This window comes from Candidatus Flexifilum breve, assembly GCF_016713355.1.
Window position 1 is genome coordinate 134,251 of sequence record NZ_JADJPI010000023.1, and the last position, 22,311, is coordinate 156,561.

12 protein-coding genes are annotated in these 22,311 nt (G+C 61.5%); 5 read left to right on the top strand and 7 right to left on the bottom strand.

Going from position 1 to position 22,311, the window contains the following annotated elements:
* Positions 1-10 precede the first annotated feature (10 nt).
* From proB to IPK17_RS20400, 3 genes are all read right to left on the bottom strand, one after another.
* Positions 11-1,132 (bottom strand): glutamate 5-kinase, encoded by a 1,122-nt coding sequence (gene proB, locus IPK17_RS20390; protein WP_343419541.1) that lies wholly within the window; start codon positions 1,130-1,132, stop codon positions 11-13.
* A 235-nt stretch (positions 1,133-1,367) separates the two neighbouring features.
* On the bottom strand, positions 1,368-2,021 hold the full coding sequence (locus IPK17_RS20395; RefSeq protein ID WP_343419542.1) for a bifunctional 4-hydroxy-2-oxoglutarate aldolase/2-dehydro-3-deoxy-phosphogluconate aldolase: 654 nt from the start codon (positions 2,019-2,021) through the stop codon (positions 1,368-1,370).
* 67 nt (positions 2,022-2,088) lie between these two features.
* Positions 2,089-2,490 carry a response regulator gene (locus IPK17_RS20400; RefSeq protein ID WP_343419575.1) on the bottom strand — a complete coding sequence of 134 codons (402 nt, stop codon included), beginning with the start codon at positions 2,488-2,490 and terminating at the stop codon, positions 2,089-2,091.
* 488 nt (positions 2,491-2,978) lie between these two features.
* On the opposite strand from IPK17_RS20400, the gene IPK17_RS20405 reads away from it, so the two are divergent.
* The 3 genes from IPK17_RS20405 to IPK17_RS20415 all read left to right on the top strand — a co-directional run bounded on the left by IPK17_RS20405 (position 2,979) and on the right by IPK17_RS20415 (position 15,808).
* Positions 2,979-10,025 carry a WD40 repeat domain-containing serine/threonine protein kinase gene (locus IPK17_RS20405; RefSeq protein WP_343419543.1) on the top strand — a complete coding sequence of 2,349 codons (7,047 nt, stop codon included), beginning with the start codon at positions 2,979-2,981 and terminating at the stop codon, positions 10,023-10,025.
* Between the two features lie 435 nt (positions 10,026-10,460).
* Positions 10,461-13,214, top strand: coding sequence for an ATP-binding cassette domain-containing protein (locus tag IPK17_RS20410; protein WP_343419544.1), 2,754 nt, complete (start codon positions 10,461-10,463; stop codon positions 13,212-13,214).
* 200 nt (positions 13,215-13,414) lie between these two features.
* Positions 13,415-15,808, top strand: coding sequence for a S8 family serine peptidase (locus IPK17_RS20415; RefSeq protein ID WP_343419545.1), 2,394 nt, complete (start codon positions 13,415-13,417; stop codon positions 15,806-15,808).
* 373 nt (positions 15,809-16,181) lie between these two features.
* On the opposite strand, the gene IPK17_RS20420 is transcribed toward IPK17_RS20415, so the two are convergent.
* The 4 genes from IPK17_RS20420 to uvrC all read right to left on the bottom strand — a co-directional run bounded on the left by IPK17_RS20420 (position 16,182) and on the right by uvrC (position 20,338).
* Positions 16,182-16,388: a hypothetical protein gene (locus IPK17_RS20420; protein ID WP_343419546.1), complete on the bottom strand. Its 207-nt coding sequence runs from the start codon at positions 16,386-16,388 to the stop codon at positions 16,182-16,184.
* Positions 16,389-16,414: 26 nt separating this feature from the next.
* On the bottom strand, positions 16,415-17,068 hold the full coding sequence (locus IPK17_RS20425) for a response regulator (RefSeq protein ID WP_343419547.1): 654 nt from the start codon (positions 17,066-17,068) through the stop codon (positions 16,415-16,417).
* A gap of 184 nt (positions 17,069-17,252) precedes the next feature.
* Positions 17,253-18,365, bottom strand: coding sequence for a hybrid sensor histidine kinase/response regulator (locus tag IPK17_RS20430; protein ID WP_343419548.1), 1,113 nt, complete (start codon positions 18,363-18,365; stop codon positions 17,253-17,255).
* An 89-nt stretch (positions 18,366-18,454) separates the two neighbouring features.
* Positions 18,455-20,338 (bottom strand): excinuclease ABC subunit UvrC, encoded by a 1,884-nt coding sequence (gene uvrC, locus IPK17_RS20435; RefSeq protein ID WP_343419549.1) that lies wholly within the window; start codon positions 20,336-20,338, stop codon positions 18,455-18,457.
* A 176-nt stretch (positions 20,339-20,514) separates the two neighbouring features.
* On the opposite strand from uvrC, the gene rsmH reads away from it, so the two are divergent.
* Both rsmH and IPK17_RS20445 read left to right on the top strand, forming a co-directional pair.
* Positions 20,515-21,441 (top strand): 16S rRNA (cytosine(1402)-N(4))-methyltransferase RsmH, encoded by a 927-nt coding sequence (rsmH, locus tag IPK17_RS20440; protein ID WP_343419550.1) that lies wholly within the window; start codon positions 20,515-20,517, stop codon positions 21,439-21,441.
* A 246-nt stretch (positions 21,442-21,687) separates the two neighbouring features.
* Positions 21,688-22,170, top strand: coding sequence for a hypothetical protein (locus IPK17_RS20445; RefSeq protein ID WP_343419551.1), 483 nt, complete (start codon positions 21,688-21,690; stop codon positions 22,168-22,170).
* The last annotated feature ends 141 nt before the right edge of the window (positions 22,171-22,311 follow it).

Below are 22,311 nucleotides of genomic sequence, written 5' to 3' on the forward strand. Positions count from 1 at the left end.
TGCCGTTCCGTTAATTGAGTAACACCATATTATTGCGATGGATCACAGCGTCACCATAACTATAGCCGAGAATCTCGACGATTTGCGCGCTCTTCACGCCGATTAACTGCTGTACGGCGTCGCTGTCATAGCTGGTGAGGCCGTGGGCGATGGCTTGGCCGGCGCTGTTCAGCACGGCGATAGCCGCGCCGCGCTCAAATTCCCGTTCGATCCCGGTGATGCCGACGGGCAGCAGACTCGCGCCGCCGTTGAGCAGCATGCGCGCCGCGCCCGCATCGACTTTGATGGCGCCGTGTGGTTTTTCCAGCAGCAGCCAGCGCTTCTTGTTTTCGAGCGCGTGGTTAGCGGGGTCGAAGCGCGTGCCGATCCCATCGCCGCGCACGAGGCGGTCGAGCGTATCGGACTCTTTGCCGCTGGCGATAATGGTCATGACGCCGCCGCGGCTGGCGAACTGCGCCGCTTGAATCTTCGTGACCATGCCGCCCGTCCCCAGGCCAGAGACCGAATCGCCCGCCAGCGCCCACATCGTCTCGTCAATGCGCGCGACGCGGGGGATTAACTGCGCGTCTTTGTCCTGCCGCGGGTCGGCGGTGAACAGACCGGGCTGATCCGTGAGCAGCACGAGCAGATCGGCTTCGATCAACGTGGCGACGAGCGCCGACAGGTTGTCGTTGTCGCCCACGCGGATTTCGTGCGTGGCGGTCGTATCGTTCTCATTGATGATCGGGATAATGTGGTGATCGAGCAGGGTGAGCAGCGTGTCGCGCGCGTTGAGAAAGCGCGTGCGGTTGTTCAGGTCGTCGCGCGTGAGCAGCACCTGCGCCACGGTGATCCCGAAGATGTCGAACAGGTCGCCGTAGACCTGCATCAAGCGGCTTTGACCGACCGCCGCCAACATCTGTTTGGCGGGGACGGAGCGCCCGAAGTGCGGGAAGTTGAGGCGTTCGCGTCCGGCGGCGACCGCGCCCGACGAGACGAGGATGATCTCGTGTCCGGCGGCGTGCTGTCGGGCGGCCTGCGCGACCACATCGAGCATACGCTGGCGGCTGAGCCGCGGCGTCCCGCCAGTCAACACGCTCGTGCCAACCTTGACGACGATACGCTGCGCAGGACGTGTGTCGAGGGAAGTCATCAAACCTCGGTGAGCGAGAAAAACGAGTGGATTAACTATAGCTTAGGGTAGGGCTTTGTGCCACGGTGCGCGCCCGGGTTACTAAACTGATACAGCGGTTGTCTGACCGGACCGAATTCAGCAGGAGCCCGGCAAAGAATGAACGCCAGGGCGGTCATGTGCAAGCCAGAAAATTGCACCGCAGAGAGCGCAAAGATAATGATTTTTCTCTGCGCTCTCTGCGGTTGACTGGTTTCTAGACGCGGATGCCCGTGCGCAGCGCGGTGACGCCGTCGCGGAGCAGTTTGGCGCGCCGCGCGATCACATCGAGCGGGGTGCTGCCGTTGCCGGTCAGCCAGCCCGCCATGCCGCACGCGACCGCGCCGGCCTTGAGAAAGTCGAACGAGTTGGTGTCATCGGTGCCGCCGTTGCACATGAAGTTGATGTGATCGAGCGGACCGCGGAGCGCCTTGAAGTAGTCCAGCCCGAGCGGGCCGCTCGGGAACAGCTTGAGGAGTTTGACGCCTGTGCTCCACGCGTCGACGGCCTCGGTCGGCGTCATCACGCCGGGCACGACGAGAATGTCATGCTGCAGGACGTACTCGACGACGGCGCGGCTGAACGACGGCGCGACGACGAAATCCGCGCCCGCGTCGAGCACCTGCCGCGCCATCTCGACATCCAGCACGGTCCCCATGCCGACGACGGCGTTGTCCCCATAGATGTGCTTGATGGCTTGCATGGCTTCGATAGCTTGCGGGGAATTCATGGTGAGTTCAAAGACGTTGATGCGGCCGCTTTCCACGAGGACGTGCGCCACTTCGACGGCGGTGGTTGGCACAAAGTTGCCGCGCATCCCCGCCATGAAGGCGCATTCGGCAATGCGATCGTACGCCGTTTGGCTGTTCATGAGCTATACACTCCTAATCCGGTTGCAGCGCGTGGGAGTATATAGGAAGGCGGGCGGCTTGGCGACTCTAGACTGCGTACTGCCAGACTTCTTCACCGGCGAGCACGCGGCGAATAATTTCACCAAACAGCCGCTTCGGCAGGGGTTTCGCGAGATAGGCCGCGAAGCCGACTCTTTGCACCGGTTCAATCATATCGTCGACGGCCTGCTGCCCGATGATGATAATCGGGATAGCGCTGAGCTGCCGATCTCGGAGGATGAGCTGTCCAAGCGTGATACCATCGCCATAGGGGAGGTCAGTGTTGAGGAGGATGAAGTCGGGGTGCGGCTGCATCGCACGCAGTTGTTCTAGTACATTGGCACCCGTCATGTTGCGCTTGTAGTTGATTCCGAGATCACGCAGCAGACCAGAGATCACAGTTAAGCTGTGAGCATCACCTTCAATCACAAAGGCTAGGGTAGTCTCCATCTGCACCGCAATCGCTCCAGAGAGGGGGTATGGAGTGGTGTGAGCGGCGGTTCCCCATCTAATCGTTTACCGAAATTCTCAATACAATTATGCCTTACAATTTGCGTTTTAGCATAGAGATTTGGTAACAACGGCCGCAAAATTCATGAATTTCATAAAGTTATTACATCTTACCTGACGCGAGACGGAAAAAGGCATTAGGAATACTTGACATTGACTGACTGGATTGTGAGAAATGTCATATGTATTAACGCTTATGTGATGTCCGCCGTGCTAAATATCGTTGATAGCAAGGTGTGACGAAGGCGCGCTCCGTGATCAGGATGGAGCATCAATGGTCATGATGCAGGGACTGAGCGCCGTGCCGGGCAGGCGGCGGCGAATGGTTGGGAAAATCCGACGAACGACGGACGAGCCTTCGGCGTTTCTTGGCTATAATGGGACGTAGAGCAGCGGCTTTTTGTCAGCCTTATGGAAACTAAACGACCTTGACTGAAGAAACCAAACGTGTCATCAAGGGATATGAACTCCGCGAAAAGATCGGTGCGGGGGGATTCGGTGCCGTGTACCGGGCAGCGCAGCCCGCGGTGGGACGCGAAGTGGCCATCAAAGTGATTCTGGCGGAACACGCCAACCAACCGGAGTTCATCCGGCGTTTTGAAACGGAAGCGCAGCTCGTGGCGCGGCTGGAACATCCACACATTGTGCCGCTCTACGATTACTGGCGAGAGCCGGACGGCGCGTATCTGGTGATGCGTTTTCTGCGTGGTGGCAGTTTACGCGCCTCGATTCGCGCGGGTGGCCCGTGGCAGCCCGAAAGCACGTCGCTCATGCTGGATCAGGTGGCGGCGGCGCTGACCGTCGCGCATCGCAGCGGCGTGATTCACCGGGATTTGAAACCAGACAACATTTTGCTCGACGAGGAAGGCAACGCTTACCTCGCCGATTTTGGCATTGCGAAAGACCTCTCGACGGGCGACGCGCCGCGCACCGCGCAGGTGATCGGTTCGCCCGACTACATGTCGCCGGAACAGGTGCGCGGCGAAACGCTCACGCCCGCCAGCGACATTTACAGCCTCGGCATTGTGCTCTATGAGACGCTGACCGGGGTGCGCCCCTTCCCCGACAACACGGCAACGGCCCTGATGCTCAAGCAGCTCAACGACCCGCTGCCGCCTGTGAGCATGAAGCGGCCGGATCTGCCGGAGGAAGTCGACGATGTGATTGCGCAGGCGACCGAGAAAGACCCGGCGAAGCGCTTCAAAGATGCGGTCGCGCTGGCGGTCGCGTTCCGGCGCGCCGTTGGGCTGACATCGGCCTTGAGCATGACGGATGCGTTGGCGGCGCGTCAGGGCGGACCCGCGACCGAAATGGTCACCGAAGAGGCGAATTTGCGCACGGTTGGTCCGCTGATCACGGGGCCGTCGACGCCCGCCACCGCAGGCTCGACTAACGCCCCGGTGCGCAACCCGTTCAAAGGGCTGCGCGCGTTCCAATCGGCGGATGCGGCAGATTTCTTCGGGCGCGACGCGCTGATCAACACGCTCCTCAGCCGTCTGAACGCGGAAGGCGATACGTCGCGCTTCCTCGCGGTGGTCGGGCCGAGCGGGTCGGGCAAATCGAGCGTGGTCAAAGCCGGTTTGCTGCCAAAAATCCGCGCGGGCGCGCTTGAAGGCTCGGATCGCTGGTTCATCGTGGAGATGACGCCCGGCGCGCGTCCGTTTGAAGAACTCGAAATTGCACTGCTGCGCATTGCGGTCAACCCGCCGACGAGCCTGATGGAGCAGATGCAGGCCGATGAGCGCGGGCTGCTGCGCGCGGTCAGCCGCGTGCTGCCCTCCGCCGACAGCACGCTCGTGCTGGTGATCGACCAGTTTGAAGAGGTGTTCACGCAGCTCGAAAACGAAGCGGTGCGCCGCCAGTTTTTGACCAGCTTGCTCACGGCGATTCAGGAATCGCGCGGCAACCTGCGCGTGATCATGACACTGCGCGCCGACTTCTACGATAAGCCGCTGCTGTACGCGGATTTCGGGCATTTGTTCCGGCGCTGCACCGAAGTGGTGCTGCCGCTCAACCGCGAAGAACTTAACGAGGCGATCACCAAGCCCGCGCGGATGGCGAATCTCAACCTCGAACCGGGGTTGGTCGAAGCGATCACCAAAGACGTGGGCGAACAGCCGGGGGCGCTGCCTCTGCTGCAGTACGCGCTGACCGAACTCTACCAGCGGCGGCGCGGCAACCTGCTCACGCTGGATGCGTATCACGAAATCAATGGAGCGATGGGCGCGCTCGCCCGCCGGGCCGAGCAGACCTTCCTCGAATTGGACGAGACGTGCCAGAAGGCCGCGCGGCAGATCTTCCTGCGCTTGGTCACGCTGGGCGAAGGCACGGAAGATACCCGGCGGCGTGTGCGGCAGGATGAGCTCATGTCGCTGACGGCGGCGGACAACACCGCCGTGCAAAACGTGCTGGATACCTACGGTAAATATCGCCTGCTGACGTTTGACCGCGACCCGCTGACGCGCGTGCCAACGGTCGAAGTGGCGCATGAGGCGCTCATTCGCTCGTGGGATCGGCTGAAGAGCTGGTTGAACACGAGCCGCGAATCGATGCGCTTGCAGCGTGGTCTGGCGCTGGCGGCAGAAGAATGGCGGCGCAACAACCGCGATGCGGGTTATCTGATGAGCGGCACGCGCCTGAGCCAATTCGAAGAATGGGCGGCGGGTACGGATGTCGCGCTCTCTGCGGAAGAACGCGCCTACCTCGAAGCGAGTTTGACCGAACGCGAACGCGTCGACGCGGCGGAAGCCGAACGCAAGCGCCGGGAAGCGCTGATCGCGCGGCGCGCGCAGAACTTTGGCCGCGCGGCGGTCGTGCTCGGCGTGGTCGGCGTGCTGGCGGTCGTCGCGACGATCCTCGCGTTTGTGCAGGCCAACAGCGCTTCGCAGCAGGTGGCGACGGCGACGGTCGCGCAGGGCTTGGCGATCTTCGATCAGCAGACGGCGGTCGCGCAGGGCGTGACCGCGCAGGCGCAGGTCGCGGTGGTCGCGCAAACGCTGACCCCGGTCGCGCCGACGCTGACCGCGGTCGGTGGCACACTGGAAGCGGGTAATCAGCAGTTGGCGACGGCGGCGGCAGCGCAGGAAGAAGCGCGCGACATCGCCGCAACGGCGGGCGCGAATGCCGATTTTGCCAATCAAACACTCACACCTATCCCGGCGACGCTGACGGCGGTCGGGGAACAGTTGGCGGCGGGCGTGATGCAGTTGAGCACGGCGACCGCCGCGTATGGCGAAGCGATCGCGCAGGTGGTGGAAGCGCAGGAGCAGGCGGCGAACGTCGCCGCGACGCTGACACCGGTCGGACCGACGCTGACCGCGGTTGGGGCGACGCTGGAAGCGGGTAATCAGCAGTTGGCGACGGCCGCCGCCGCGCAGTTCCAGGCGGAAGCCTTAGCGGGTACGGCGCAGGCGCAGTCCGTGGAGATCGCCGCGCTGCTCACACCCGTCCCGGTCACGCTGACGGCGGTCGCGCAGCAGGTCGAACGCGGCGAAACCCGCGCCGAGGCGCTGCGCCTGGTCTCTGAAGGTAATGCGCTCCTGCAGGGCGAAGACGGCAACGCCGAACTCGCCGCTATGTTGAGCATTCGCGCCCTCAACATCGAATATCAACCGCTGGCCGACGATGTGCTGGTCGCGGCGTCCAACCGCCTGTTCACTCGCCAGATGTTCGGTGATAACAGCACGGTCAACTGGTATGCGTCGCTCTCCCCGGATGGTCGCCTTGCGGTGACGGCGGGTGGCGACAGCGCGCTCCGCGTGTATGACGCGAGCAACGGCATGCTGTTGCGCACCATCCCCGGCCCGAACACGCCATGGAGCGTCGTCTTTTCGCCGGATGGTCAGACGATTCTGGCCGGCTTTGGTGGTGGGTCGGCCATCATCTACGATACGGCGACTGGTGAAGAGATTCGCGAATTTAGCGGCCATGACGATGCCGTGTTCAGCGCGGCTTTCTCCGCGGATGGCGCGCGCATTGTGACGGGCAGCGCGGACAACACCGCGATGATCTGGGAAGTGGCGACCGGACGGCGCTTAGAAACGCTGACCGGGCACGTCAACATGATTTACAACGTCGCCTTCTCGCCCGATGGCACGAAGGTGGCGACAGCCAGCCGCGATACGTCCGCAAAAATCTGGGATGCGAATACAGGTGAAATACTGTTCAACCTGTTCGGGCATACCAATTCGGTGTATGGCGTAGCCTTCTCACCAAATGGGCGCTTCCTGTTGACAGGTGGCTATGACGACGTCGCGCTGCTGTGGGATGTGGCGACCGGACGCGAACTGCGCCGCCTCGAAGGGCATACGAGCGGCATCCTCAATGTGGCGTTCTCGCCGGATGGCCGCACAGTGGCGACGGTCAGCGAAGACCGCACCGCGCGCCTGTGGGATATTGAACGGCGCACGGAAATTCGGCGGTTGACCGGGCACACCGACTCGATCTGGAGCGTGAATTTCTCGCACGACGGGCGCTTCGTGATCACGGCGAGCAGCGACGGCACCAGCCGCCTGTGGGATGCGTCGCCCGCGTTTGTGCCGCATCAGTTCCTTGGGCACACCGGCGAACTGCTGGCGATTGATGTATCGCCGGATGGCCGCGTGATCGCCACGGGCGGCGACGATAACACCGTGCGCCTGTGGGATCGCGAGACCAGCGAGCAGATCGCCCAGCTGAATCACCCCGGTTGGGTGCGCTCGGTGACCTTCTCGCCGGATGGCCGCCTGCTGGCGACGGGGTCGGATGATAACGCGGTGCGTGTGTTCGACGCCGCAACCGGCATCGAACTCGTGAGCATGGGCAGCCGGCAGGGCGTCGTCTACGATGTCGATTGGTCGGGAGATGGCACGCGCCTCGTCGCCGCGTATGAAGGCGGCCTGGTCACCGTGTGGGATGCGCTGACTGGCGCGGCGATCTTCACGGTCGACTCGGGCGGCACCTCCGCGAATGCCAGCGCCTACGCGCCGGATGGACAAACCTTCGCGGCGGGCACCAATGATGGCAGCGTCGTGCTGTGGGATGCGGTCACCGGCACTCAGTTGGCGATCTTCAGCGGTCACGAGAACACCGTCTTCGCGCTGGATTATACGGCGGACAGCCGCTACCTCTGGAGCAGCAGCGGCGACACGACCATCCGCAAATGGGATGTGCAGACGGGTGAAAACGTGCTGCGCATCACCGGGCACACCGGGACGATCTGGTCGCTGATGGCCGCGCTGGATAATCAGTATGTGGTGAGCAGCAGCAGCGATAACACGGTGCGCCTGTGGAACGCGCAGACGGGCGCAGAACTGCGCCGCTTCAGCGGGCATACGGGCGCGGTGTGGGGCGTCGCCATGACTGACGACAGCCGCTTCGTGCTGAGCGCGAGCCGCGACGGATCGGCGCGTTTGTGGGATGTGAACGTTGACGACACGATCAGCTATGTGTGCTCGCGGCTGCGGCGCGAATTCACCGCCGCGGAACGCGAACAGTTCCAGATTTTCGATCAACAGCCGACATGCCCGCAGTTTGCGCCTGTCTCAGTGATTGTGCTGCCGACGGCGACCGCGGTCGTCACACTGGCACCGACCTCCACGCTGCCCCCGGTCTTCGCGACCGAAGTCGCCCAGGCCGCAGTCGCAGATCTCGCCGCGCTCGACATCAACCGGGATGCGGTGCGCGTGTTCGGCCCGGCGGGTGGCGCGCTGGCGCACAACCCGACTTCGTCGTCGGTGGTGCAGAGTGCCGCTCCCGTAAGCGTATTGGACTTCGTCGCGCAGGTGTCGTTCACCGTGCCGTATCGCGGCGATTGGGACTTCGCTTACTTCTTCCGCCAGAACGACAGCGGGCACTACCGCCTGATCGTCGACTCCAACCGCGACTATGCGCTCATTCGCTATGACGTATCGACGGGGACGCTCACCGACCCGCTCAAATCCGGGCGCGTTGAGGGCGTGTGGAACACCAACGAAGGCGAAACGAACACGCTCCAACTGATCGTGATCAACGACAAGGCGGATTTGTACGCCAATGGCGAATACGTCACGCGCTTTGAAGTGGGCGACCGCACCAGCGCCGGGTCAGTCTCGGTGGTGACGGCGGCCTACGACGGTTATTCGCGCACGGGCGCGGTCACGCTCTTCGACGATTTCACTGTGTGGTCGCTGGATCAGCAGGCCGCGACGGTGATCGGTGCGCCCTCGTGGACGCCAATCCCCGAATATGCGACGCTGGCCGCGTTCTCCGGCACGGCGACCTACATCGCGCCAACGCAGATCGCGCAGGCGCGCGCCACCGCTGAAGCGGTCAGCGCGGGCTCGGTGCCGATCTTCGGGCCGATGAATGGCAGTCTGGTGCACGAGGCGGACAGCGCCGCCAATGTGTCGGCGTTTGTGCAACCCGCCGATTTTGTCGCCGAAGTCCGCTTCTACAACCCGTACGGGCGGGCGCGCGGGGATTGGGATTTCGCGCTCGACTTCCGCTTCAACGATGATGGGAGTCACAGCCTCGTGATCGGTTCGGATCTCGTCTGGGAATTTGAGACGCAGGTCGGGGATCGGCAGTCGTCCGTGAGCGGTCAGTTGACGAACCTCAACATCAGCGAAGGCGGCGCGAATACGTTGCGCGTGGTCGCGCAAGGGGCGAGCGGTGCGTTCTACCTGAATGGGGAGTTCATCACCACGCTGGATCTGTCCTCGAACGTGGCCCCCGGCGAGATCGCGGTGGTGGCCGGGTACTATGACGGCTACCGAGCCGTGGGCGAAGTGACGCGCTTCGAAGATTTCACCATTTGGTCGCCGCTCAATGTGGCGATCACGCCGACGCCGCCGCCCGCGGTTGAAGCGACGGCGCAGCGCGGTCAGAACGCAGGCTCGCTGACCATTGGCACGCGTGACTCGTGGACATACACGGCGCGCGGCGGCGAAATCATTGACCTGTACACCGAAGCCGAGTGGGACACGGTGCTGGCGCTGATCGCCCCGGATGGTCGCATCCTCGCGCTGAATGACGACTCGGTGCGCGGCGGCCTGACCTCGCTGATCGAACGCTTCACGTTCCCGATTGCGGGCGATTACCGCATCGAAGTGCGCGGCTACGCGGACGAGGAAGGCGGCGCGTACAAGCTGTGGATCATTGATCCGCCCGCGGCGACGCCCACACCATCACCGGAACCGACCGTCCCGCCCGCCGGTACGCTCGAAATCGGCAGCAACGGCGGCGAGATCGCGATCGGCGATGGCGATGTGTGGCTGTTCGAAGGCCGCGCGGGACAAACGATCACGTTTGACATCGACGCGAGCTGGGACACGACGCTGACGATCTATCGCGAAAACGGTCTGGTGCTGGCGGCCAACGATGATGATCCGGGCGGCGGCACGTCCAGCTATATCGAAGAGCTGGTGCTGCCTGCGACCGAAATCTACCGGGTGGAAGTGCGCAGCTACAACGATCAATCGGGCGGGCGTTATGTGCTCAAGCTGATTGAGTCATAAAGGGTGCGGCGGGGCGTAGCGGCAAGGCGTGCCGTAAGTGTGTAAAGCACTGCGAAAACGGGTTGGGGGTCGGTTTTGGAAGTTTGCGGACGCGATAAATCGCGTCCCTACACAAGCGCCGCTCTCGTAGGGACGCAATTCATTGCGTCCGCTGTCGCGGCGCGGATTTCACGCTATCGGACTGTGCAGGCGGTAGGCCTTGCCCCGGCGGAAATGCGCGCATGAATAGCTGGCGAGAGGCGCTGGGGTGTAGGGGCAGACCTCTGTGTCTGCCCGGTTTTGGGCGCACACACAGGTGCGCCCCTACGAGAAATTTGCGAATATTCGGATGACATGTGGAACTCCGCAGCCCAATCCTTCGTTCACCGAATTGAGGGAAGCTGCCGGGGGTGGTGGACCATTGATAACGGGCACGGACGCGCTGTAGGGGGAACATTGGCGGACAAAACGTGTGCAAACTGCGGCGCGACGATCCCGGCGGGGGCGACGCGCTGCCCAAACTGCGGCACGCAGTTGACAGTGACACTCGGCGCGCATCAGACGCAGGCCTTCCTGCAGATCGCGCCGGATAACGGCAAGGCGTTCACAGTAGCACTGCTGGAGTCGACGGTCCATATTGGCAGCGACCCGGCACAGGAAGTCTCTTTGCAGGCGCGGGGGATTGCGCCGCGCATGGCGCGCTTATCCAGCGAGGGCGCGAGCTTTCGCCTGTTCGACCTGAGCAACTACCCCGGCGATGTCAAAGTCAACGACCAGATCATCGACGATGCGCTGCTCAAGAACGGTGACCGTATCCGTTTGCAGGATGGCACCGGGATCGGTGTGACGCTCACCTTCATCAACCCGCAGGAGATGGCGGCCGCACCCGTTGAGCGCAAGACTTACACGCTGACCGATCAGCCGTTCACCATCGGGCGCAACCCGAATTCGGCGCTGTATCTTGATGCGCTGGCGGTCTCGTGGAACCATGCGCAGATCGTCAAACGCGGCAACGACTTCGTGCTGACCGACTTCGGCAGTTCGAATGGCACCTATGTCAACGACGAGAAGATCACGCGCCCGGTCGAACTGCACGACGACGATGTGATCCGCGTGGAACAGGTGCTGCTCACCTTCAAAGATGGCACGCTCTGGCAGTCGTCCACCATCCAGAACTTCGACATGGACGGTATGAACCTGCAAATGCAGGTGCAGAGCGGACGCATCCGGCGGCGGGCGGTTAACCTGCTCAACGACGTGTCGCTCTCGCTCGACCCGAACGAATTCGTCGCCATCATCGGCGGCAGCGGTTCCGGCAAATCGACGCTGCTGCGCGCGCTCAACGGCGCGAATCAGGCGACGGGCGGGCAGGTGCTGGTCAACGGCGATAACCTGTACGCCAACTACGAACTCTACCAGCCGGTGATCGGCTATGTGCCGCAGACCGACATCGTGCAGAGCAACCTGACCGTGCGCGAAACGCTCACGTTTGGGGCGCGCATGCGTTTCCCCAACGAGCCGGAAGTCTCGCGCGTGCAGCGTGTCGACCGCGTGATCGAGCAGCTTCAGCTCAAAGAGGCACAGGCGACGCTGGTCGGGCGTTTGAGCGGCGGGCAGAAGAAGCGCGTCTCGATTGCGATGGAATTGATGGCCGAGCCGCATCTGCTGTTCATGGATGAGCCGTCGTCCGGCCTCGACCCCGGCCTCGACCGGAGCATGATGGAAACGCTGCGGCGGCTGGCGAGCCGGGGCAACATCGTCGTCGTGGTGACGCATACTACGCTCAACATCGGCATGTGTGACAAGCTGGCGATCATGTCGCGCGGCTATCTCACGTTCTACGGCCCGCCGAAAGAGGCGCTCGCCTTCTTCGGCGTGCGCGACTATACCGAGCTGTATAACCGCGTGCTGCACGCGCCCGACACCCGCGCCAGCCGCGACATTGATCCGAAAGAAGCGGCGCGCCTGTGGTCGGAAGCGTTCAAGAAGACCGCCTACTACGAGCAGTTCGTCATCAAGCGGCAAGCGCCCACGCCCGCCGAAATGTCGGCGAAGAACAGCGTGCTCTCCAATCAACGGCTGCAGCGGCGGCGGCGCGGTTCGTTCGGTCAGCAGGCGCAGACGCTCGTCGCGCGCACTTTAGCGCTGGCTCTGCGCGACTTCCGCACGCTGATCGCGCTGCTGGTGGTGCTGCCGCTGGTGGGGTTGTTCCTCGGCTTGATCAGTTGGGACAAGGTCGATAACACACGCGGGCAAATGCTCATCGACCGCTTTGAGAACGAGGCCGCGCTGCGATCCTTCTTCGACCGCCTGCCGCTCAGTGAAGTGAGCGCGCCGCCGGAAGATACCCTCGCCGAGGCGACGCCCGAAGCCGCGCCTACCCAACAATCCCGCGCAGATCGGCGGCGGAATGAGAACGCCGCGGCGCAGGGCGGCACCGCCGCACCCTCGGTGCGCAGCACGGCGACCTACATCCCGGCTAATGAAGCCCAGCGCTTACTGTTCATGTTGGCGCTGTCGGTGGCGCTGCTCGGTATTTTCGCGGCGGCCTACACCATCGTCGAAGAGAAGACGCTCTTCCTGCGCGAACACATGGCGAATCTGCGGATCGCGCCGTATCTCACCTCGAAGGTGGTGGTGTACGGCATCTTCTCGCTGTTTAGCTGCTTCCTCGCGATGATCGCGCTGTCGGTCGGCGTGGTGCTGCCGGAACAGGGCGTGCTGCTGTGGGGGCCGCTGGAGATCTTCATCACCTTGGCGCTGACCTCGCTGGCGGGCGTGAGCATCGGCCTGTTGATCTCCGCGCTCAACCGGCAGGTCAACGCGGTGACGTATCTCGTGCTGTTCGTGCTGTTCGTGCAGATTTTGCTGCCGGGCGTGCTCTTCCCGATGGAAGGCCCGCTGGAAGTGCCCAGCCGCCTGACGATCACGCGCTGGTCGCTGGAGGCGCTTGGCGCGACCGCGCACATGGTCGAGCGAGACGCGGAGAGCCATTTTGTTGTAGAAGTCATGCCGGTCAACCCACGCACGAATCTGCCGTTGGTCGGCGCGCCCGCCGCGCGGCAGGCGTACCGCGCGCCGACGGCGTTGAGCGTCGATTACCCGACGACCGCCAATGGTCTGCTGGTGCATTGGGGGGTGCTGGCGGCATTTTCTATCGTGTTTCTGCTCGGCGCGGGGCGCGCGCTGGACAGGAATGAGAGTTTTTAGGGTGGTATTGGGGCAAGGCATAGGTATTTCAAACCTCACCCCCAACCCCTCTCCTAGAGGAGAGGGGAGACAAGCAGGATTCTTAAGTCCCCTCGCCCTTGGGAGAGGGGATTTAGGGGTGAGGTTGGCCTTCGCCCTACGTTTTAGATGTAATGCATAGATCCAGACTGAGACTGTCATTTCTCAAGGAGATGCTCGTGATGCGTAAACGTGTGCTCGTACTTATCATGGCGCTGATCGCGGTGCTGGCGCTGCTGCCTGTCAGCGCGCAGGAAGCAACCCCGACGCCGGGGATCGGCATTCGTCCGGTCAACCCGACGCCGACCCCCCAGCCGCCCGTCGTCACGCCCATCGGTCCCGGTGAGGCGCGCACCATTCGGGGGACACCTGTCGCGCCCCGGGAATTCACGCCGCCGCCTACACTCGATGATTTATTCGCGGCGTACCCGGATTTGCAGCCGTATATCGAAGAACTGGAAGGCGCGCTGGTTGAGGACATCGACTTCAGCCTGCTGTACGAGCGGATCGTCACGATCTTCGAGGAGCAGGGCGGGACGGGGCTGGCCGTCTTCCTGACCGACAGCGGCATCATGGAAAAGCTCGGCTTACCGCTCAGCTATCTCGATCTACTGACCGAATACGACGAGACCGGCCTTGCGGGTGTCGAAGAACTTGCGCTGGCCCGCGGCATCATCAACGACTTTAACGAACTGGTCGGCTATTTGGCGATTGACGACGAAGCCAATGTGCCGCAGGTGACCGACGCGCTGATCGGCTTGGGCGTCACGGTCTACGACTACCTGCAGAACACGGGCGAACTCGAAATCGGCGTGCCGTTGGACATTCTGGCGCAGTACCAGACGCCCGGCACCTTGATCGAATATCTCGTCACGGTTGCCAACGTGCCGCATGTGGTCGGCTTCCGCGGCCCAATCGGCAGCTTGCCCACCGATTTCAATCTGCAAATCGACTCGGTCAACGGCGATTACGTCAACACGGATGACTGGAATAAGTCCGGTTTCACGGGCGAAGGTATCCGCATCGGCGTGCTGGATGTCGGCGGTTTCGCGGGCATCGCCACCCAGATTCAGGCGGGCGAACTGCCACGCAGCGTCGTCGGCAACTATGACCTCGACGATCTGGAATTCACGCCCTCCGATCACGGGACGGCGTGCGCCATCGTGATTCACCGCGTCGTGCCGGATGCCGAGCTGTTCGTCGCCTACTATGACGGCACGGACAGCGCGTTCCTCGACGCGCTGGAATTCTTCGCCGACAACGACGTCGATATCGTGAGCTATTCGGGCGGTTCGTCGGTGGGTCCGCGCGATGGCACGTGGGGACAGGCCGTGTGGGTCAATGAATTCGTGCGCGACACGGGCACGCTCTGGGTGAATTCGGCGGGCAATGAAGCGCTGGCGCACAGTATGTGGTACTTCAACCCCGGCGATGATGGCTGGCACGATTTCGGCAACGGCGAGTACTGGATGCCGTTCATGGCGAATGGCTTCTTCACGATGATCGCGCTCAACTGGAATGGCAACTGGGAGGGCAGCGAAGAGACGTTCTTCCGCTTCACGATTCAGGATGAAGCGGGCAATGAGGTCGCGTTCGCGTCCGAGCCCAAGAGCGGGCGGCGCAATGACTTCCCCTTCCAGTTCACCGCCTTTGAGACGGAACCCGGCGCGACTTACTATCTGGCGATTCAGGGTGGGCGCGGCGCAACAACCGACCATATTCTCGATATTTTCACCACGCGCGCGTATGTCGCCGATTGGGCGAATGTGCCGACCTACAGCGTGAGTATCCCCGGCGATGCAGCGTCCGCGCTGACGGTTGCCGCGACTGGACGCGAATCGGATCGACTGGAGGATTACAGCTCCGAAGGTCCGCGCATGGACAACGACAATAAGCCGGATATCGCCGCGCCGACGGGCGAACAGCTCCCCGGCTACGAAGATTCGTTTGGCTTCAACGGGACGTCGGGGTCGGCGCCGCTGGTGGCCGCCGCCGCCGCGCTGGTCATGCAGGCCTACCCGGATATGACGCAGGAAGAGGTCAAAGCGTTCCTGATTGAGAACGCGCGCGACCTCGGCGAGAACGGCTTCGACCCGTTGTTCGGTCATGGTCAGCTCGAAATGCCCGCACCGGATGTCACCGGCTCGCGCGGTGCATTTGAACCGCGTTCGTCCGGGTCAGATGCAGCGGCAACCCTGCTCGACGCAAACGTGCAGTTCGGTGTGAAGAGTCAGGGGCAGTTGGGCACGCAGGTGACGCTGTCGTTCCAGGTCGATAACATGCTGGATAAAGACATCGCCGCGGTGATCATCTTCACCGATGGCAACGGCGACGCGCTGGAAGCGGCGGATGGTGATTATGAGCTGTTCGGCACGATTGGCACCGGCGAAATCTTCACCGTGCTGTATGACTCGTCGGTGTTCAGCGATGTGGTGCTGTTCATCCCCAATGGCGTATTCGCGAATGTGCCGCGTGGGACGACGCTCAGTTACCAGTTGGCGATCATCGACCTGACCGACACGGATAACCTGAATTTCCTTTACATGAGCGATCCGATCACGGTCGAAACGTCATAAACTGACTTGAAAAGAGGCACAGGACCCTGCGCCTCGACAAGATAGGTTTTCGTAGGGACGAGGCATGCCTCGTCCTTATTTGTTTATGTCAGGGAAGAATCGGCCAAGGCATGAAGTCATTTCAGCATCGGCACTTTGTCTAACCTCACCCCGTTGCGCTGCGCTCAACCGCCCCTCTCCAGAGGGCGAGGGGCAAGGGCACAGCGGGTGGTGTCCCTCTCCCCCCGGAGAGGGACGGCTTGCGCAGCAAGCAGGGTGAGGTTGAATATTCTGACCAATTGTGAAATATGCTCACGCCTCGTCCTTTTTTACTGGTTTGAGGGGAAACTTATTTCGTAGGAACGCGCTATTGCGCGTCCGTTTTACCCAGGATCTAGGCCTCGTCGGCGTCGTCGATCTCTTGCAGCAATGCCTCCAAAATGTCCGCCAGATCTTTGGCCGCGACCTCCAGCCCATCGCTGACGCCGAAGGCATGAGCGCGAAAGATGCCCGCCTGTGCCGGGTTGTCCCCCTGCTGGCGCGCCTCTTCGGCGAGCACGCGCCAATGTGCGATCAACTCGCTGAGACGGTGTCTGTCCATGCGGACATCTCTACTCCTGGAGCGGCTTAACTCGCTCGGGCTGGAACCAGTCGGTTTTGGACGGCAATGGCCACGGCTTCGGTTCGACTGGTCGTTTGTAGTTTGGCCAGAATATTGCTGACGTGCTTCTTGGCGGTCGAGTGGCTGATGTTGAGTTTTTCGGCGATCTGCACGTTTGTCAGTCCCTTGATCATCATCGCCAGTACTTCACGTTCGCGCCCAGTCAGGTGGAAGTTGTCGGCAGTGGGGCGGTGCGTCGCGCTGACGAGCGCCTGCGCCGCTTCGCGGGCGAGCGTCGATTTCCCCTCGTAAGCCGCCATGATCGCGGTGTTCAACTGGTCGACCGAAATGTTCTTGAGCAGGTAGCTGATCGCCCCCGCCTGAATGGTCGACTGCACGAGCTCCTCCTGCTCGAAGTTCGTCAGCGCGATCACCCGGGTGCTCGGAAAACGCTGCCGAATGGACCGGATGGTGTTGACACCGCTGGTCGCAGGCATGAGCAAGTCCATGATGACGATGTCCGGGTTGTAGCGCTGACACAAGGCCATCACATCGCTGCTGTTCGTCGCTTCGCCCACCAAATCCAGTTCGGGGCAGGCGCGGACAAAGACTGCCAAACCGCTTCTGAAAAGGTCGTGATCGTCGGCGATCACGACGCGGATTCGGGAAGCTTGAGTCATTCCGGTCTCCATTGCTGCTTAATTGCAAACATAATTATATCTGTATTTGGCCGAAACGTGCAACAGATGGGTGATTTTCTCAGTAACCATTAGGGTAATGTCGCTGGGTACCCAGGAAAACAAACAGCACGCCGGAGAGGAGGTCTCCGGCGGCGCGATGAATTCGATGAGAAAAGGGGGAGCGTTACTTGATGGGCGCGAGTGGGAGGCTGACGGTCACCTGCGTGTACTTGTCGACAACGGAGCGGATATCAAGCTTGCCGCCGTGGGCAGAGATAATGCGATGGGCGAGGTTCAAGCCCATGCCGATGCCCTGCTGCTCATAGCGTTCGCGGTCGATCTGCTGGAAGGCTTCGAGCGCGGCGGTCAGCTTCTCATCGGGGATACCGCGACCCCGGTCGGTGACGCTCACCCACACGCGGTTATCGGCGCGCCATTCGACCACTTCGACATCGGTGTTTTCTGGCGCGAAGCCGAGCGCGTTGGCGATGATTTCGGCGAACGCCTGCTTGAGGGCGGGCGGGTTGCACACGATCATGGCCTCGCGGTCACGGTCACGCATTTTGATGCCGACATTCGGCTGCTGCTGGTAGGCGAAGCGGCGGGCGAGGTTCGTCGACGGGATGAGCAGTTCCCACATCGACATGGTGATGCCGTTATCGCGGATGAGTTCCGGATTGAGCATGCCCGTTTCCAACTGCGTGATGAAGGCTAACTGTTCCACGCGGTGACTGAGGCGCTTGCTGCCCGCGTCAATCGTGCCGAGCAGTTCCGTCAGTTCCGCGGGTTCGAGGCTGTTGAGCTGGCGCGAAACGATTTCGACGACGGTGTTGATCGAAATCAACGGTGTACGCAGTTCGTGGGTCACCATGCGCGCCAACTGTTTCTTGACGTACTCCAGGCGCTGTTCCGCCTCTTCGACCATCTGGGTCTGGCGTTTGAGGCGCGCAAAGATTGCTGTGAGCAGTTCATGGGAGGTGAAGGGCTTGGTGATGTAGTCGTCCGCGCCGAGTTCCATGCCGTGCCGGAGTGCGCTCCGGTCAGACCGGGCGCTGAGGAAAATGAAGGGGACGTTGACGGTGGTGGGATTTTCCCGGACTCTTTCGAGGACTTCGAAGCCGTTCATGCCGGGCATCATGATGTCACAGATGATGAGATCTGGCGGGTCTTTCAACGCCAGTTCGACCCCCTGTACACCGTTGCTTGCACCCTGGACAGTGAACGACGTATATTGCAGGACTTCGGTAATGTCCTCCAGCAAATACCGCTCATCCTCGATGACCAAAATATACGTCATGGACGCATCCTTGCGACAAAAGAATTACTCTAACATCCTAACATGAACCTCCAGTATAAATGTATAGATGTTATGAATTTTGCGTGAAGTCACAAGGCTTCCTTAATGTTTTCGGCAAGCTTACGATTAATGCCGGGCACCGCCGCCAACTGCTCGACTGAGGCCTGCCGAATGGCATCAATGGAGTTGCCGAACGCTTTAAGGAGCGCCTTGCGTTTAGTCGGGCCGACGCCGGGAATGGTCTCTAGCTGACTCGCCATGCCGAGCTTGGTGCGGCGGGCGCGATGACTGGTGATAGCGTAGCGGTGCGCTTCATCGCGCACGCGCTGCACGAGGAACAATGCGTCGCTGCGGCGCGGCAGAATCACCGGAATGGGATTGTGCGGCAGGTAGATCTCTTCGAACTGCTTGGCGAGGGAGACGACCGGTACTTTGTCGGTCAGCTCGAATTCGCGCAGCACTTCCACGGCGACGCCAAGCTGACCTTTGCCGCCGTCGATCATGAGCAGGTCGGGCAGCAGACGCCACGTTTCGTCCTTGTCCTCTTTGCCGACGAGGCGCGGCGTGGGGTTCTCCTGCGCTTCCTTCCAGCGGGCAAAGCGGCGGGTGAGCGCCTCGCGCATCGACTGGTAATCGTCTGACCCGGCATGTGTCACCGTGCGGATGTTGAAGCGGCGGTATTCGTCCTTTTTGGGCGTCCCCTGCACAAACATGACCCGGCTGGCGACGATGGCCGTGCCCTGCGTCGTGCTGATGTCATAGCATTCGATGCGGACCGGCGGATTCGGCAAATTGAGCGCGGTTTGCAGCTCTTTGATCGCCGTCTCGTGCTTGTGCGAATCGGCTTCCCATTGGGCGCGGAGCATGTGCAGCGTCTCTTTGGCGTTCTCTTCCGCGACGTTGAGGATTTGCCGCTTGTCGCCCTTCTTCGGCACGGTGATCGTGACGCGCTCTCCGCTACGACGGCTCTTCAACCAGCTTTGAATGATGCGCGCCTCTTCGATGTTCTGCGGGAGCACGACTTCCGCCGGGACTTCGGCGCTCGTGCTGTAGAAGCGCTTGATGAATTCGCCGAGCACCTCGGCATCGGTTTCGCCTTCGGTCGCTTCGAGCGAACGCGCATCGCTGCCGATCAGCTTGCCATTGCGCACAAACAGAATCTGGACGACGGTTTCGTCTTTGTCGCGGGCGAGCGCGATCACATCCTGATCGATGAAGTCGCTGCTCACGGCCTTGTGCTGCCGCGTGATGTATTCGATAGCGCGCAGTTGATCGCGCAGGGCGGCGGCGCGCTCAAAGTTGAGGTTTTCGGCGGCGGCATTCATCTCCAACTGGAGGCGGGCGACCACGCCTTCCGACTTGCCACCGAGCACGTCCATGAGTTCGGCGATCATGGCGCGGTACTGTTCCTGATTCACCGCGCCGATGCACGGCGCGACGCACAGCTTGATGTCGTAGAACAGGCAGGGGCGTGGGTCGTTGCCGGTGATCACGCGGTCACAGGTGAGGTAGGGGAACACTTTGCGCAGCGATTGCAGCGTGTTCTGCACTGCCCACATGGCGACGTACGGCCCGAAGTAGCGGCTGCCATCGTTGGCGATGCGGCGCGTCGTCTCGACTTTGGGGAACGGTTCGTTCCAGTTGATTTTGATATACGGGTACTTCTTGTCGTCTTTGAGCGCGATGTTGTAGTGCGGGCGGTGGCGCTTGATGAGCGTTTCTTCGAGGATGAGCGCCTTAATTTCGTTCTCTTCAACGATGAAATCAATATCGCGGATGTTCTCGCGGAGGCGCAGCGTTTTGGGGTTATCCTCCGCGCTGGCGTTGAAGTAGCTGCGCACACGGTTGCGCAGCTTTTTCGCCTTGCCCACATAGATGATCGTGCCCTGATCGTCCTTCATCAGATAGACGCCGGGCTTCATCGGTAGATTGCGCAGAATCGTCTGAATGTGCTCGGAAGGTGTGAAAGTCATAGGGTTTTAGGATAGCTATAGTTGAAATTGTGTTCTAATTATACCGTGTTTACAGGCGATTAAGCAGAGGGATTTTGGTCGCAGTCTGCATGTCATTGATGAGAAATTGCCCGATAGCGATCGGGTGATCGTGCTATAATCGCGCGGTAGAGTCAGCGATAGAGGCAAACGGTTCGATGCACATTCCGGTACTGCGCGATGCGGTGATTGCGGGGTTGATTCCTGAAGGGCCGATTGAGCGGGCAATTGACGGCACGCTCGGCGCGGGCGGGCACACGGCGGCGCTGCTCGATGCGGGCGCGGCGCACGTGCTCGGCCTGGACCGCGACCCGATGGCAATCAGCCTCGCGACGGCCAACCTCGCGCCGTATGGCGAGCGCGTGCAGATCGCGCACGCCAGCTACACGGATATGCGTGAACAGGCGCGGTTGCTCGGCTGGAAGCATGTGGACGCGATCTTGATGGATTTGGGCGTATCGTCGATGCAGTTGGATACGCCCGAACGTGGCTTCGCATTCCGGCATGAGGGCGCGCTCGACATGCGCTTCGACCCGACCGACAGGGGCGATACGGCGGCGGATCTGGTCAACACGCTGGAAGCAGACGAACTCGCAGACATCTTCTACCAGTACGGCGAAGAACGCGACTCACGGCGCATCGCGCGGGCGGTCGTCAAGCATCGACCGTATGCGACGACCAAGCAGCTCGCCGAGGTGATCGCGGCGGCGGCGCGGCACGACCCGAAAGAGAAGATTCACCCGGCGACGCGGGCGTTTCAGGCGCTGCGCATCGCCGTCAACGACGAGTTGAACGTGGTCGCGAGCGTGATCCCGACCGCTATTGATCTGCTCAAACCGGGCGGGCGGCTGGCAATCATCAGCTTTCACAGCCTCGAAGATCGCATCGTCAAGGAGGCGTTCAAGCTGGCGGCGACCGACTGCATTTGTCCGCCGAAAGTGCCGATCTGCGTGTGCGGGCATCACGCCAGCGTTAAGCTGATCACGCGCAAGCCGCTGATTGCAGATGAAGCGGAAATCGCGCAGAATCCCAGAAGCCGGAGCGCGAAGCTGAGGATAGTGGAGAAGTTAAAAGGGGAAAGTTGAAAGTTAAAAGTAAAAGACGGGAATGTTCTACTTTAGACTTGTCCCTTTTAAATGTAGAGGCGCACCCGGGTGTGCGCCCACAACCGGGCAGACACATAGGTCTGCCCCTACACCATGATTTTCGAGAAGGTGCTTGAGTTGGGTTGATGAGAAGGTAAAAGACGACTGTTAAAAGCGAATGTCAAGCACAGCGACCTTACCTTTTAACTTGTCACTTTTAACTTTTAACTGCTTGGATTTTGACCTATGGCGAACTGGATTGAACACACTCTTGATCGGTCACGATGGCGACCGCAGCGGCAGGTGATCGCGCTGGCGACGCTCGGCCTGTTCGTGCTGATCATCATCGGCGCGCTGTATCTGTCGCAGTCGTCGGCAGCCTCGACGCTCGGTCGCCAGCTCGAAGATATGCTGGCGGAACGCGACGAGCTGCAGCAGGAAAACGAACAGATCCGCGGCGAAATCGCCATTTTGCAGAGTATGCCCCGCCTGCAAGGGCGGGCGAACGAGATGGGTTTCGTTCCGGCAGATGCAGCCGATATCCGCTATATTGTGATCGACGGCTACAACCCGGATACGACCTCCGCGCCGATCGAGATCGAGGCGGAAGCCGAGCCGCTGCCCGAGTATGACGAGACGTTCGGAGGGTGGTTGCAGCAGCAGTGGGACGCCTTCCGCATTCAAGTCGAAGGTTTCACCACACGCACGCAGGCGGCATCCGGACAGTAGAGCGGACCCCACCCCCGGCCCCTCCCCGAATTCGGGGAGGGGAGACAGATGGAGGCTCGCCAAACCGAATTCGTTTTTGTAGGGACGCGATGTATCGCGTCCGCCGCCATGAGGCAGTAAAACGTGAGGCAGGTTAGGGGG

Excerpts from the sequence above, each read along its gene's own strand:
- IPK17_RS20420 (WP_343419546.1), bottom strand. The coding sequence starts at position 16,388 with ATGGACAGACACCGTCTCAGCGAGTTGATCGCACATTGGCGCGTGCTC.
- proB (WP_343419541.1), bottom strand. The coding sequence starts at position 1,132 with ATGACTTCCCTCGACACACGTCCTGCGCAGCGTATCGTCGTCAAGGTT.
- IPK17_RS20425 (WP_343419547.1), bottom strand. The coding sequence starts at position 17,068 with ATGACTCAAGCTTCCCGAATCCGCGTCGTGATCGCCGACGATCACGAC.
- IPK17_RS20415 (WP_343419545.1), top strand. The coding sequence starts at position 13,415 with ATGCGTAAACGTGTGCTCGTACTTATCATGGCGCTGATCGCGGTGCTG.
- IPK17_RS20400 (WP_343419575.1), bottom strand. The coding sequence starts at position 2,490 with ATGGAGACTACCCTAGCCTTTGTGATTGAAGGTGATGCTCACAGCTTA.
- IPK17_RS20430 (WP_343419548.1), bottom strand. The coding sequence starts at position 18,365 with ATGACGTATATTTTGGTCATCGAGGATGAGCGGTATTTGCTGGAGGAC.
- IPK17_RS20395 (WP_343419542.1), bottom strand. The coding sequence starts at position 2,021 with ATGAACAGCCAAACGGCGTACGATCGCATTGCCGAATGCGCCTTCATG.
- rsmH (WP_343419550.1), top strand. The coding sequence starts at position 20,515 with ATGCACATTCCGGTACTGCGCGATGCGGTGATTGCGGGGTTGATTCCT.
- IPK17_RS20445 (WP_343419551.1), top strand. The coding sequence starts at position 21,688 with ATGGCGAACTGGATTGAACACACTCTTGATCGGTCACGATGGCGACCG.
- uvrC (WP_343419549.1), bottom strand. The coding sequence starts at position 20,338 with ATGACTTTCACACCTTCCGAGCACATTCAGACGATTCTGCGCAATCTA.